Source organism: Pseudomonas sp. ZS1P83, from assembly GCF_054897825.1.
The window spans coordinates 4,172,300-4,185,481 of record NZ_CM142706.1 but is presented as its reverse complement, the minus strand read 5'-3'; the positions used below and the strand labels follow the sequence as shown (position 1 = coordinate 4,185,481).

The 13,182-nt window shown below is 58.2% G+C and carries 11 protein-coding genes; 7 read left to right on the top strand and 4 right to left on the bottom strand.

From position 1 onward, the window contains the following. Positions 1 to 12 precede the first annotated feature (12 nt). Positions 13 to 2,064, bottom strand: coding sequence for a methionine--tRNA ligase (gene metG / locus ACYZT0_RS19905; RefSeq protein ID WP_462042651.1), 2,052 nt, complete (start codon positions 2,062 to 2,064; stop codon positions 13 to 15). Positions 2,065 to 2,424: 360 nt separating this feature from the next. On the opposite strand from metG, the gene apbC reads away from it, so the two are divergent. Then, positions 2,425 to 3,519, top strand: coding sequence for an iron-sulfur cluster carrier protein ApbC (gene apbC, locus ACYZT0_RS19900; RefSeq protein WP_462042650.1), 1,095 nt, complete (start codon positions 2,425 to 2,427; stop codon positions 3,517 to 3,519). A gap of 93 nt (positions 3,520 to 3,612) precedes the next feature. Here apbC and ACYZT0_RS19895 read toward each other — a convergent pair whose 3' ends face one another. Continuing rightward, positions 3,613 to 4,371, bottom strand: coding sequence for an SDR family oxidoreductase (locus tag ACYZT0_RS19895; protein ID WP_462042649.1), 759 nt, complete (start codon positions 4,369 to 4,371; stop codon positions 3,613 to 3,615). A gap of 164 nt (positions 4,372 to 4,535) precedes the next feature. On the opposite strand from ACYZT0_RS19895, the gene ACYZT0_RS19890 reads away from it, so the two are divergent. The 4 genes from ACYZT0_RS19890 to groL all read left to right on the top strand — a co-directional run bounded on the left by ACYZT0_RS19890 (position 4,536) and on the right by groL (position 8,044). Continuing rightward, on the top strand, positions 4,536 to 5,267 hold the full coding sequence (locus tag ACYZT0_RS19890; RefSeq protein ID WP_462042648.1) for a HugZ family pyridoxamine 5'-phosphate oxidase: 732 nt from the start codon (positions 4,536 to 4,538) through the stop codon (positions 5,265 to 5,267). Between the two features lie 66 nt (positions 5,268 to 5,333). Further along, a complete protein-coding gene (locus tag ACYZT0_RS19885) occupies positions 5,334 to 5,810 on the top strand; it encodes an FxsA family protein (protein WP_201120480.1) in 477 nt (158 codons plus the stop codon). A 247-nt stretch (positions 5,811 to 6,057) separates the two neighbouring features. Further along, the gene (locus ACYZT0_RS19880) at positions 6,058 to 6,351 is read left to right on the top strand and encodes a co-chaperone GroES (protein ID WP_047532658.1); all 294 of its coding nucleotides are present in this window, start codon (positions 6,058 to 6,060) and stop codon (positions 6,349 to 6,351) included. Between the two features lie 49 nt (positions 6,352 to 6,400). Next, complete coding sequence (gene groL, locus ACYZT0_RS19875; protein WP_129438004.1) at positions 6,401 to 8,044, top strand: chaperonin GroEL; 1,644 nt, start codon at positions 6,401 to 6,403, stop codon at positions 8,042 to 8,044. Positions 8,045 to 8,137: 93 nt separating this feature from the next. Here groL and ACYZT0_RS19870 read toward each other — a convergent pair whose 3' ends face one another. Together ACYZT0_RS19870 and ACYZT0_RS19865 are read right to left on the bottom strand one after the other, a co-directional pair. Then, on the bottom strand, positions 8,138 to 8,881 hold the full coding sequence (locus ACYZT0_RS19870) for a phosphatase PAP2 family protein (protein ID WP_462042647.1): 744 nt from the start codon (positions 8,879 to 8,881) through the stop codon (positions 8,138 to 8,140). A 54-nt stretch (positions 8,882 to 8,935) separates the two neighbouring features. Further along, the gene (locus ACYZT0_RS19865) at positions 8,936 to 10,885 is read right to left on the bottom strand and encodes an LTA synthase family protein (RefSeq protein ID WP_462042646.1); all 1,950 of its coding nucleotides are present in this window, start codon (positions 10,883 to 10,885) and stop codon (positions 8,936 to 8,938) included. A 204-nt stretch (positions 10,886 to 11,089) separates the two neighbouring features. Here ACYZT0_RS19865 and colR point away from each other — a divergent pair, with 204 nt between their 5' ends. Together colR and ACYZT0_RS19855 are read left to right on the top strand one after the other, a co-directional pair. Further along, the gene (colR, locus tag ACYZT0_RS19860; protein ID WP_128872610.1) at positions 11,090 to 11,773 is read left to right on the top strand and encodes a two-component system response regulator ColR; all 684 of its coding nucleotides are present in this window, start codon (positions 11,090 to 11,092) and stop codon (positions 11,771 to 11,773) included. Further along, positions 11,763 to 13,046: a sensor histidine kinase gene (locus tag ACYZT0_RS19855; protein WP_462042645.1), complete on the top strand. Its 1,284-nt coding sequence runs from the start codon at positions 11,763 to 11,765 to the stop codon at positions 13,044 to 13,046. Before colR ends, ACYZT0_RS19855 begins: the two co-directional genes overlap by 11 nt. The last annotated feature ends 136 nt before the right edge of the window (positions 13,047 to 13,182 follow it).

Genomic DNA, 13,182 nt, shown 5'->3' with positions numbered 1-13,182 from the left:
TGCTGCACAACCTTACTTGATGCGCTGACCTGGCTTGGCGCCGCTGTCAGGGCTGAGCAGGTAGATTTCTTCACCGCCAGGGCCGGCCGCCATCACCATGCCTTCGGAGATGCCGAACTTCATTTTCCGTGGCTTGAGGTTGGCGATCATCATGGTCAGACGACCATTGAGCTTGGACGGATCTGGATAAGCGCTCTTGATTCCGGAGAACACGTTGCGTTGCTCGTCACCGATGTCCAGGGTCAGGCGCAGCAGTTTGTCAGCACCTTCCACGTGTTCGGCCTTGAGGATCAGGGCGACGCGCAGGTCGACAGCGGCAAAGGCATCGAACTCGATCTCTGGCGACAGCGGATCCTTGGCCAGTTCGCCATTGCCGACAGGCGCAGTTTCACCGGTGTCGGTCTGGCTGGCGGTCAGGTCTTCTTTCGAGGCGTCGCTCATGGCTTGGACTTTCACCGGGTCGATACGGGTCATCAACGGTTTGAACTCGTTCAGCTGATGGTTACTGAGCAAGGTGGCGTGGTCGTCCCAGGTCAGCGGCGCGACGTTCAGGAACGCCTCGGCGTCGGCGGCCAACAACGGCAACACCGGCTTGAGGAAGATCACCAGCTGGCGGAACAGGTTCACGCCCAAGGCGCAGATGGCCTGGACTTCGTCCTGCTTGCCTTCTTGTTTATTCAGCGACCACGGCGCCTTGTCGGCGATCCAGGCGTTGGCACGATCCGCCAGGCCCATGATCTCGCGCATGGCACGGGCGAAGTCGCGAGCCTCGTAGGCGTCGCAGATGCTCGGCGCTGCGGCGAGGAACGCTTCGGTCAGTTCCGGCGCGGCATTACCCGCCACCAGCACACCGGCGTTGCCTTTATGGATGAAACCGGCGCAACGGCTGGCGATGTTGACGACTTTACCGACCAGGTCGGAGTTGACCTTCTGCACGAAGTCTTCGAGGTTCAGGTCGAGGTCGTCGACGCCGCGGCTCAGCTTGGCTGCGTAGTAGTAGCGCAGGTACTCCGGCGACAGGTGGTCCAGATAGGTCCGGGCCTTGATGAAGGTGCCGCGGGATTTGGACATTTTCTGACCGTTGACGGTCAGGTAGCCGTGCACGTTGATGCCGGTCGGTTTACGGAAACCGGCGCCTTCGAGCATGGCTGGCCAGAACAGGGCGTGGAAGTTGACGATGTCCTTGCCGATGAAATGGTACAGCTCGGCGGTGGAATCCTTGCCCCAGAACGCGTCGAAATCAAGTGCAGGCGTGCGGTCGCAGAGGTTCTTGAAGCTGGCCATGTAGCCGATCGGCGCGTCCAGCCAGACGTAGAAGTATTTACCCGGCTCGTCGGGGATTTCGAAGCCGAAGTACGGCGCATCGCGGGAGATGTCCCACTGTTGCAGGCCGGCGTCCAGCCATTCGGCGATTTTGTTCGCCACGGCCTCTTGCAGGGTGCCGCTGCGGGTCCAGGCTTGCAGCATTTCCTGGAAGTCCGGCAGCTTGAAGAAGAAGTGCTGGGAATCCTTGAGCACCGGAGTGGCGCCAGAGATCGCCGACTTCGGATCCTTCAGGTCAGTCGGCGCGTAGGTCGCGCCGCATTTTTCGCAGTTGTCGCCGTACTGGTCTTCGGTGCCGCATTTCGGGCAAGTGCCCTTAATGAAGCGGTCGGCCAGAAACATTTTCTTTTCCGGGTCGAAGTACTGAGTGATCGAACGCGTGGCAATGTGCCCGGCATCGCGCAGCTTGAGGTAGATCTGGCTCGACAGCTCACGGTTTTCTTCGGCGTGAGTGGAGTGGAAGTTATCGAAGTCCACCAGGAACTCGGCAAAGTCGGCGCTGTGTTCAGCCTGGACGTTGGCGATCAGTTGTTCCGGGGTGATGCCTTCCTTTTCCGCGCGCAGCATGATGGCCGAACCGTGGGCGTCGTCGGCGCAGACATAAATGCATTGATTGCCGCGGTGCTTCTGAAAGCGCACCCACATATCGGTCTGGATATATTCCAGCATGTGGCCAAGATGGATCGAACCATTGGCATAGGGCAGGGCGCTGGTGACGAGGATCTTGCGTGGCTCGGACATGGGGCTCGGCTACTTGATGAAACGGAGGTCGGCCACTATAAAGCGCCGGCGCATATTTTTCACCCCGTGACCTGAAGGCTTATTGTTGCAAAAGAGCTTTTCGTGGCGAGAGGATCTTGTGGTGAGGAAATTCTGTGGCGAGGGGATTTATCCCCGTTCGGCTGCGCAGCAGTCGTAAACCATCGCACACAATGTGCCTGATACTCCGATGTAGTCGATTTTCGGGGCGGCTTCGCCACCCAACGGGGATAAATCCCCTCGCCACAGACAGCGCTTCAGCCACAGTATTCTGTTCGCCACAAATGAGTGTCCGGCGTAGGATACCCGCCTGATTTTCCAGTCTTGCTATCGGAGTTGCCCATGAGCGTCGTCAATCGCGCAGCGGTGGAAGCCGTCCTTCGCCAATACACCGACCCCTACCTGAACCAGGACCCGGTCAGCGCCGGGTGCGTGCGCGGCATCGACATTCAGGGTGATCGCGTCAGCGTCCAGCTGGAGCTGGGTTACGCCGCAGGTCTGTTCAAGAGTGGCTGGGCGCAGTTGCTGCAAATGGCCATTGAAGGGCTGGACGGCGTGACCATCGCCCGCGTCGAGATCACCAGTGTCATTGCCGCGCACAAGGCTCAAGCGCAGATCCCGGGGCTGGCCAACGTCAAGAACGTGGTGGCCGTGGCGTCCGGCAAGGGCGGTGTGGGCAAATCAACCACCGCCGCCAACCTGGCCCTGGCCCTGGCCCGTGAAGGCGCCAAGGTCGGGATCCTCGACGCGGACATTTACGGACCGAGCCAGGGCATCATGTTCGGCATCCCCGAAGGCACCCGACCCAAGGTCAAGGATCAGAAGTGGTTTGTTCCGATCGAGTCCCACGGTGTCGAAGTCATGTCCATGGCGTTCCTGACCGACGACAACACGCCAATGGTTTGGCGCGGGCCGATGGTTTCCGGTGCCTTATTGCAACTCGTCACTCAAACCGCCTGGGGCGACCTCGATTACCTGGTTATCGACATGCCACCAGGCACCGGCGACATCCAGTTGACCCTGGCGCAGAAAGTCCCGGTGGCCGGCGCGGTGATCGTTACCACGCCGCAGGACTTGGCGCTGCTGGACGCACGCAAAGGCGTGGAAATGTTCCGCAAGGTCAACATCCCGGTGCTGGGCGTGGTGGAAAACATGGCCGTGCACATCTGCTCCAATTGCGGGCATGCCGAGCATCTTTTCGGTGAGGGCGGTGGTGTGAAACTGGCCAACCAGTACGGCGTCGAGCTGCTGGCTTCCTTGCCGCTGGCGATGGCCATTCGCGAGCAGGCCGATGGCGGCAAGCCAACGGTGATCGCCGAGCCGGACAGCCCCATTGCGATGGTTTACCAGGAACTGGCCCGCCATGTCGGCGCGCGGATCGTGTTGCAGGAAGCGGCGACACCGGCGATGCCGAATATCACAGTCAGCGACGATTAAACCGCTTTTGTAGGAGCCAGGCTTGCCGGCGAAGGCGTCTTCAAGGCCGCTTTCGCCGGCAAGCCTGGCTCCTACAAGGGCCGTGGTGTGGCTTTAGATCCGCAACCCGCCATCCAATTCCAGAATCCGACCGGTGTAGTAGTCGTTCTCGAAAATGTAGGCCGCCGAATGGGCGATCTCTTCAGTCTTGCCCATGCGCTTGAGCGGAATCGCGGACGTTATCTTCTCCAGCGCCTCAGGCTTCATGCTTAGCGTCATCTCGGTTTCGATAAAGCCCGGTGCAATGGCCGCCACACGAATACCGTAGCGTGCCAGTTCCTTGGCCCAGGTCACGGTCACTGCAGCGACACCCGCCTTGGCGGCGGAGTAGTTGGTCTGACCGACGTTGCCAGCGCGGGAGATCGACGAGATATTAATGATCGTGCCACTGTTGTTCAGCTCGACCATTTTGGCCGCGACTTCACGGGTGCACAGGAATACGCCGGTCAGATTGACGTCGATGACCGACTGCCACTGGGCCAGGCTCATCTTGGTCATCTCGCCGTCCTTGACCTTGATGAGCAGGCCGTCGCGCAGAATCCCTGCGTTGTTGATCAGGCCATGGATCGCGCCGAAGTCTTCGGCAACCTGGGCAACCATGTGGGTCACTTGCTCTTCGTTGGCGACATTGCACAAATAAGCGCGAGCATCGACACCTTTTGCCTTGCAGGCGGCGACAGTGTCGTCGAGTTTTTCCTGGTTCAGGTCCACCAGCGCCAGTTTCGCGCCCTTAGCTGCGAAATACTCAGCCATGGAACGGCCTAAACCCTGGCAACCGCCAGTGATAATGATTACTTTGTCAGTGAGTTTCATTCGCATGCCCCAATAGCAGAACAGAGGAGTGGTTTCCTTACGATAGCCTCTCAATCTGCACCTGATGGGCCTGGCTGCACATGAGAACTGCCCCGATGGCGAACTGGGACTATCCCCAGGCACCTGTCCGTGTTATCGACGGATTCTATATAAGGAGTCATAAATTGAGCGTTGAAGCGGCCAAGAATGCCCGAGAATTGCTTCTCAAGGAATACCGTGGAGTGCTCTCGACGCACTCTAAGGCGATGCCCGGTTTCCCGTTTGGCTCCGTGGTTCCGTACTGTCTGGATGAACAGGGCCGGCCGCTGATCCTTATCAGCCGTATCGCCCAGCACACGCATAACCTGCAGAAAGATCCAAAATGCTCACTGTTTGTGGGCGAGCGCGGGGCCGAAGACGTGCAAGCCGTTGGTCGCCTGACCTACCTCGCCGAAGCAGAAAAGCTCGAGGACGAGGCAGCCATCGAAGCGGCGGCTGATCGTTACTACCGCTATTTCCCGGATTCGCAGAGCTACCACAAGGCCCACGATTTCGATTTCTGGGTGCTCAAACCGGTACGCCACCGTTACATCGGTGGCTTCGGCGCGATTCACTGGGTCGATCAGTTGACCCTGGCCAACCCATTCGCCGGAAAGGTAGAAGCGAGCATGGTCGAGCACATGAATGCCGATCACGCCAAAGCCATCGCCCACTACGTCGAGTTGGCAAGCCTGCCGAAAACCGAGCCGGCACAATTGGCGGGTATCGACACTGAAGGCATGCACCTGCGCATTGGTCAGGGACTCTACTGGCTGCCGTTTCAAGCCTCGTGTAATACGCCGACACAAGTGCGCGAAGCCTTGGTTTTGCTGGCTCACGCCGAGCATTGGCCGAAAAATGAAGTGGCCGACGCTTGAATTCACGAATCGGCGACGTCATCTAGGGAACACTGGCAAGGCATTCTTGCGTTGAGGAACCATTTGATGCGCCCTTTTTTATTGCTCTTTGTACTGTTCCCGGTGTTGGAGCTGTTCGTATTCGTCAAGGTCAGCGGGGCGATCGGGTTTTTCCCGGCCCTGCTGCTGGTCATTCTCGGCTCGATGCTCGGCGTGTTCGTGCTGCGTATCGCCGGTCTGGCCACTGCGCTGCGTGCTCGTGAAAGCCTGAACCGCGGCGAGCTGCCGGCCCAGACCATGCTTGAAGGTCTGATGCTGGCGCTGGCGGGTGGTCTGTTGATCCTGCCGGGCTTCGTCACCGACGTGCTGGGTCTGATCATGTTGCTGCCGATCTCTCGTCGACTGTTGGCCAATAAAATGCGCCAGCGTGCCGAAGAGCAGGCGATCCGTCAGCGTGCGTTCGCCGATGACCTTCAGCCGCGTGGCGGTCCTGCGCCGCGTGAGCCGCTGGGCCGTGAGCCCAACGTGATCGAAGGCGAGTTCGAACATCGCGATTCCAAGTAAATCGTTTCATCTGCACGGCACCTTCGGGTGCCGTGTTCGTTTTCGGGGCATGGACGTAAAAAATTTCGATCCCCACCCTTGTAATAAGCTTATGCGCCCTTATGTAACGGTCACCGCAAGGTTTCTGGCGATTGCGCCAGACAGACTTCCGCGTCTCGCTTGTCGAGCCGCACCCGGCACCGCCGGATTTGTTAAACCCGCCGGGAATACACCGGCCGATGAAAACCACAATTAGGAGAGATCGACAATGAAGCTTCGTCCTCTGCATGACCGCGTCGTCATCCGTCGCAGCGAAGAAGAAAAGAAAACCGCTGGCGGTATCGTCCTGCCAGGTTCGGCTGCTGAAAAAGCCAACAGCGGCGAGATCCTCGCCGTCGGTACCGGCCGCGTGCTGGACAACGGTGAAGTGCGTGCACTGGCCGTGAAAGTGGGTGACAAGGTTGTGTTCGGCCCTTACTCCGGCAGCAACACCGTGAAAGTCGACGGCGAAGACCTGCTGGTAATGAGCGAGAACGAAATCCTCGCTGTTATCGAAGGCTGATTCCCCGCTCATTTTCCCGCTACTACAAAGTATTTAAGGAATATCGATCATGGCTGCTAAAGAAGTTAAATTCGGCGATTCCGCCCGCAAGAAAATGCTCGCCGGTGTCAACGTCCTGGCTGACGCAGTAAAAGCGACCCTGGGCCCTAAAGGCCGTAACGTGATCATCGAGAAGAGCTTCGGCGCTCCGACCATCACCAAGGACGGCGTGTCCGTAGCCAAAGAAATCGAGCTGAAAGATCGCTTCGAAAACATGGGCGCGCAGCTGGTCAAAGACGTTGCCTCCCGTGCCAACGATGACGCAGGCGACGGCACCACCACCGCTACCGTTCTGGCTCAATCGATCGTCAACGAAGGCCTGAAAGCCGTCGCTGCCGGCATGAACCCGATGGACCTGAAGCGCGGTATCGACAAAGCGACCATCGCCATCGTCAAAGAGCTGAAAGCCCTGTCCAAGCCTTGCGCTGACACCAAGGCAATCGCTCAGGTCGGCACCATCTCGGCCAACTCCGACAACTCCATCGGCGACATCATTGCCGAAGCCATGGAAAAAGTCGGTAAAGAAGGCGTGATCACCGTTGAAGAAGGCTCGGGCCTGGAAAACGAACTGTCGGTTGTTGAAGGCATGCAGTTCGACCGTGGTTACCTGTCCCCATACTTCGTCAACAAGCCAGAGACCATGACTGCCGAGCTCGACGGTCCGCTGATCCTGCTGGTCGACAAGAAAATCTCGAACATCCGTGAACTGCTGCCAGTACTGGAAGCTGTTGCCAAAGCAGGTCGTCCACTGTTGATCGTGAGCGAAGACGTTGAAGGCGAAGCCCTGGCGACTCTGGTTGTGAACAACATGCGCGGTATCGTCAAAGTGGTTGCCGTCAAGGCTCCAGGCTTTGGTGACCGTCGCAAGGCCATGCTGCAGGACATCGCTGTCCTGACCGGCGGTACCGTTATCTCCGAAGAGATCGGTCTGAGCCTGGAAAGCGCTACCCTGGAACACCTGGGTAATGCCAAGCGCGTAGCCGTAACCAAAGAAAACACCACCGTCATCGACGGCGCCGGCGTTGAAGCTGATATCCAGGCTCGCGTTCTGCAGATCCGTCAGCAAGTGGCTGACACTTCGTCCGACTACGACCGTGAAAAACTGCAAGAGCGTCTGGCCAAGCTGTCCGGCGGCGTTGCAGTGATCAAGGTTGGCGCTGGTTCCGAAGTTGAAATGAAAGAGAAGAAAGCCCGCGTTGAAGACGCCCTGCACGCTACTCGTGCAGCCGTTGAAGAAGGCGTGGTACCTGGCGGTGGCGTAGCGTTGATTCGCGCTCTGCAAGCCATCAGCGAACTGAAAGGCGACAACGCTGATCAGAACGTCGGTATTGCTGTACTGCGTCGCGCTATCGAATCGCCACTGCGTCAGATCGTTGCCAACTCCGGCGACGAGCCAAGCGTAGTCGTCGACAAGGTCAAGCAAGGCTCGGGTAACTTCGGTTACAACGCAGCTACCGGCGAATACGGCGACATGATCGAAATGGGCATCCTCGACCCTACCAAAGTGACTCGTTCTGCTCTGCAGGCTGCGGCGTCCATTGGTGGCTTGATGCTGACCACCGAAGCCATGATCGCTGATGCTCCGGACGACAAACCAGCTGGCGGCGGCATGCCAGACATGGGCGGTATGGGCGGCATGGGCGGCATGATGTAAGCCAGCCTTACCCTGTACGAGCTTACCCCTATAAAAAACCCCGCCTGCGATAAGCAGGCGGGGTTTTTTATTGCCCGTCATTCAAGTCAAGGATCAGGCGCTGACCGTTTCTGCCTGGGTCAGTCGATCAGCCTTGGAAGCCGGGCGATAAAGGATGTAGTAGTAAGACCCCAGACAAATCAGCCAGCAGAAAATCGCCGTCCACACATTGTGCGAAAAGAAGTGCGCGCCCTGCATCATTCGACTGATGGAAAACACCGTGCCCAACGCGAAAGCGAACACAAACGCCTTGCGTGCCAGACGCGGACGACGGTCACGCAGGGCAAAGAACAGCGCAAACAGTGTGAAACCGGTCGCCGCATGACCGCCGGGCCAGCAACGGCCAGGTTTATCGGTGTGCGGGCGAGGGCTGAGCAGTTCACTATAGGTTTCGTGACCGCCGAACTGCTCAAGGCTCCACGGGCATTGAACGGCCGTCACCGCTTTGACTGGCGTGACAAAGGAAGTCGCCAGAGCCATAGACAACACCAGGCAGCCCAGTTCCCGTTTGATCGGTTTGAGCCTGTCCATGAAAAAGGAGGCGATGAAACCGAAGATGGCCAACACCGAAAAGGCGATGACCACTTGCTTGGCGCGGTCATGCAGGATGTTTTCGAGAAAGTAACTGTGCCGTCCGATGAAGTCGCCCGCGACCGGGTCATAAAGCAGTGTGGCAAGGTCCATGTCCAGGGACGTCAGTTCGAGCAGCACCAGAATGATCGCTGCAACGGCGGGAACACCCAGGCACACCCAAAAGTTGAGTGGGCGAGAGATGGGACGGACAACGGTTGATGACATGACGGATCCTGAGCAATAGAAATAGCCCCGGGGCATCAGCCCAGGGCTACTCGGTTAATGTTGGCTGACTTGGTCGGTGCCCTCCTTGGGCGCCCTCCAGCCAAGCAGCTGTTGCTTGAAGCCATAACTGGCGGTTTGGTAATAGGTGATCGCTCGGGTGATCAGTGGATCATTGGCGGTGGCCCGTGACTCGCGGCTCTCGGTCAATGCCTCATCGTGTCGACGCAGCCCCTGGCGTGGACTCAGGATCGCCAGATTTTTGCCGTCGAACAACCCGAGATGCTGATAATTGCCAACCACCACTCGCGGGGGCAACGGATTATCTTGCAACAGGTTACGCCCGAAGAACGTCGACTGATAATCCAGATTCAGCAAGCCCAGTAAGGTGGGCGCCAAATCGATCTGGCTGGCCAGTTGCGCGGTCTCCCGGGCATCGATCAGTTTCGGTGCATAGATGAACAGCGGAATCTGATAGTTGCTGATCGGCAAGTCCTCTTTGCCTGCACTGCCCGCTGTGTGGTCAGCGACGAAGACGAAAATTGTATTGTCGAACCAGGGCTTTTTCCGCGCCTGATCGAGGAACTGGCCAATGGCGTAGTCGGTGTACTTCACCGCTCCGTCGCGTCCGTTACCGGACTTGATGTCAATCCGGTTGTCCGGATAGGTGTAAGGACGATGGTTGGAAGTCGTCATCAGTTGCAGCAGAAACGGCTGTTGCTTTGCGTAATCGGCATCGGCCAGTTTCAACGTCTGATTATAGAGATCTTCGTCGGCCATGCCCCAGGCGTTCTTGAAGTGAATCTCTGCTTCATCAACGCTGCTTTGGTCGACCACACGGTAACCGTTGCCGCTGAAGAACGCGTTCATGTTGTCGAAGTAACCGCGTCCACCATAGACGAACACGCTGTCGTAACCCACAGCGCTGAGTTGTTGGCCGAGGCTGGCAAACCCGCTTTCACGGCCCACGCGCTTGACGATCGAGCGTCCCGGCGTTGGTGGGATCGCCAGGGTAATGGCTTCCAGGCCACGATCGGTGCGAGTGCCAGTGGCGTAGAAATTATTGAAGTACAGGCTTTGCTTGCGCAGGGCATCGAGGTTCGGTGTCAGGTTGCGCTCGTCGCCGTTGCTGCCCATGTATTTGGCACTGAAGCTTTCGATGGTCACCAGCACGATATTGGGTGTTCGCGCAGTGCCGGGATTGTCGATCATCCGACGGATGTCTTGCGGGTCTTCGCCAACAAAGCGGGCATTGGGTTCGCTCAACTCGGCGCGAATCTGCTGTGCAACGACCGCGGGCGGCAGGCTGCTGTAGAACTGCGGGTAATCCAGTTCATTGTTTCGGAACGCGGCGAAGAACTGATACGGGCCATTGCTCGCCAGTTCATTCTGGTAGGCATTGCCGCCCTGAGCGCGCGGCGCATCCTGGCTGAGCAGTTGCAAACTCAGGCCGGTGACGAGCAACAGACCCAACGCATTCAACAGGCGCCCGCGCAGTGGCGGCAACGGTGCGTCCAGCGCCGCATTGAAAGGTTTGCGCAACGCAAAGCTCAAGGCCACAGCCAGCACTGCGAGCATACTCAGCAGTGTCCCGATCGGGTAAGACTCCAACAGGTTATTCAGTACCTCATCGGAATACACCAGGTAGTCGACGGCGATGAAGTTGAAACGAACACCGAATTCATCCCAGAACAGCCATTCGGCCACCGAGGTAAATAACATGGCGAACAGACTGACGGTCAGCAGCCCCTGAAGAAACCAGCGATGGCCTCGGCGACGCCACAAGGCCGGCGGGCAGAGCAGCACGTAAAGGCCCATGGGCAGTGCCGCGTAGGCAATGAAACCCAGGTCGTAGAGCAGGCCAATACCAAAAACCAAAAGAAAACCACTACCGGCCTCATCCAGATGAGTGAGCAGCAGAACCGTTCGGGTCAGAGAGAAAATGACTAGCCAGGCAATTGTAATGAGCAGCAGAAAACGCATGGGAGCAGTCTTGAAAACGTCCATTGTGATGACATTCCTTATATCAATTGCGCGAGAGTGTCGCCCGGTCACTGTAATTACGTTGTGAACCGATAGTGAAAAACATGTTAACGCCTTCATTTAGTTGAGTGAATTAATTCTTGCGTTTCCTGGCCCTAGCCCTCAGACACACTTGGCCTTAAGCTGCGCGGGCCAAGACGGCCGTTACTGTGTACGGAGTAGATACCCATGCGAATTCTATTGGTTGAAGACAACCGCGATATCCTGGCCAATCTGGCCGATTACCTGGGGCTCAAAGGCTATACCGTGGATTGCGCGCAGGACGGTTTGTCAGGCTTGCACCTGGCGGCCACCGAGCATTACGACTTGATCGTGCTCGACATCATGTTGCCTGGCATCGACGGCTACACCCTGTGCAAACGCCTGCGCGAAGACGCGCGCCGAGACACACCGGTGATCATGCTCACCGCTCGCGATCAACTGGACGACCGGCTGCAAGGCTTCAAGTCCGGCGCCGATGACTACCTGATCAAACCCTTTGCCCTGTCTGAATTGGCGGCGCGCATCGAGGCTGTCATGCGTCGCGCCCAAGGTGGCGGCCGCCGCACTTTGCAGGTCGGTGATCTGAACTATGACCTCGATACCCTGGAAGTGACGCGAGAAGGACGTCTACTGAAACTCAACCCGGTGGGCCTGAAGTTGCTGGCCGTATTGATGCAGAAAAGTCCTCACGTACTGCGCCGCGAAATTCTCGAAGAGGCGCTGTGGGGTGATGACTGCCCGGACAGCGACAGCCTGCGCAGCCACGTCCATCAATTGCGCCAGGTGATCGACAAGCCGTTCGCCAAACCGTTGCTGCAAACCGTGCACGGTGTGGGTTATCGCTTGGCCGAGGGCCGTGATGGAGTTTAAACAGAGCCTTGCTCAACGGATCATCATCGCCTTTGCACTGATGAGCGCACTGGTCGCGGGAGCCTTTGCCATGGGCATTGTGGCGACCGTGCACCTGGTGGAAGAAAAACTGATTTCGGCGGGGCTGGGCGGCGATTTACAACGTCTGTTGCTGATGGACAGTGTGTCGGACTGGAGCCACCGTCCCGAGCCGGACCAGCTGTTCTATTTCAGCGGCGGGCCTGGCGACTTCAATTTGCCCAAGGACCTGCGGCACCTGGACCCGGGCTTTCACGAAGTGTTTCGCGAGCAGCTGTCGTATCACGCGATGGTGGAAGTCGTTGACGGGCGGCGCTACGTGCTGTTGCAGGATCAGAGCGATTTCGAAGAGCGTGAACGGGTGCTGTTTGCCGTGGTGCTGGTCGGCTTCGTCCTGAGTCTGGCGTTGGCGGTGTCTCTTGGCTGGGTACTGGCGCGCAAAGTGATGGCACCGGTGGTGCGACTGGCACGTCAGGTACGTCATCGTGATCAATTATTAGGTCTGGCGCCACCGCTGGCACCGGATTACGCCGCTGATGAAGTGGGCGAGTTGGCCGTGGCCTTCGACGCCACGCTCGGGCGCTTGCGCCAGGCGTTGACCCGCGAACGGTTGTTCACCAGTGACGTCAGTCACGAGCTGCGCACACCCTTGATGGTGCTGGCCAGTTCCTGCGAGCTGCTGCTGGAAAACCCCGGCATCGATCAGCGTGGACGTGCTCAGGTCGAGCGAATCGCCCGCGCCTGTGAAGAAATGCGCGAGCTGGTGCAAACCTTCCTGATGTTGGCCCGTGCACAACGTGAAGACGCCAGCATGTCGCCCCAGCAAACCGTGAACCAGATAGCCGATGGACTGCTCCATCTGTGGCGCGAGCCGATCGAGGCCAAGGGGCTGGCGCTGATCGTTGAGCCGGGCAATCCGGCAAACACCTGCTACAACGCAACCCTGCTGCACGCGGTCATGGGCAACTTACTGCGTAACGCGCTGCATTACACCGAGCACGGGTTCATCCGCCTGACCCTGACAGCCACGGGTTTCATCGTCGAGGACAGCGGCGTGGGCATTCCAGAGGAAAAACGCGAGGCGATGTTCGAGCCCTTCGTGCGGGGCAGTGAGAAACGCGGCGAAGGTCTGGGGCTAGGGCTGTCGCTGGTGCAGAGGATCTGTGAAAACCAGGGTTGGAACGTCAGCCTGACCAACATGGAACCCAATGGATGTCGTTTTCAGGTGGAGTTGTATTCGTCGGATGTGAACTGATCGACCTATTGCACCGCAGTAGCGTGGGGCAATCATTATCGTCCTGTAAAACCTCGAGAGAATTCGAGATTTTACAAAACATTTTTTTCACAAAGGTATGACCTGACGCTGACATGGCGCTACCTATCGTGGGGGC

What these genes read in the sequence shown, in the direction of transcription:
- ACYZT0_RS19870 (WP_462042647.1), bottom strand. Translation starts at nt 8,881, where the DNA reads ATGTCATCAACCGTTGTCCGTCCCATCTCTCGCCCACTCAACTTTTGG.
- ACYZT0_RS19880 (WP_047532658.1), top strand. Translation starts at nt 6,058, where the DNA reads ATGAAGCTTCGTCCTCTGCATGACCGCGTCGTCATCCGTCGCAGCGAA.
- groL (WP_129438004.1), top strand. Translation starts at nt 6,401, where the DNA reads ATGGCTGCTAAAGAAGTTAAATTCGGCGATTCCGCCCGCAAGAAAATG.
- apbC (WP_462042650.1), top strand. Translation starts at nt 2,425, where the DNA reads ATGAGCGTCGTCAATCGCGCAGCGGTGGAAGCCGTCCTTCGCCAATAC.
- metG (WP_462042651.1), bottom strand. Translation starts at nt 2,064, where the DNA reads ATGTCCGAGCCACGCAAGATCCTCGTCACCAGCGCCCTGCCCTATGCC.
- ACYZT0_RS19885 (WP_201120480.1), top strand. Translation starts at nt 5,334, where the DNA reads ATGCGCCCTTTTTTATTGCTCTTTGTACTGTTCCCGGTGTTGGAGCTG.
- ACYZT0_RS19895 (WP_462042649.1), bottom strand. Translation starts at nt 4,371, where the DNA reads ATGAAACTCACTGACAAAGTAATCATTATCACTGGCGGTTGCCAGGGT.
- ACYZT0_RS19855 (WP_462042645.1), top strand. Translation starts at nt 11,763, where the DNA reads ATGGAGTTTAAACAGAGCCTTGCTCAACGGATCATCATCGCCTTTGCA.
- ACYZT0_RS19865 (WP_462042646.1), bottom strand. Translation starts at nt 10,885, where the DNA reads ATGGACGTTTTCAAGACTGCTCCCATGCGTTTTCTGCTGCTCATTACA.
- colR (WP_128872610.1), top strand. Translation starts at nt 11,090, where the DNA reads ATGCGAATTCTATTGGTTGAAGACAACCGCGATATCCTGGCCAATCTG.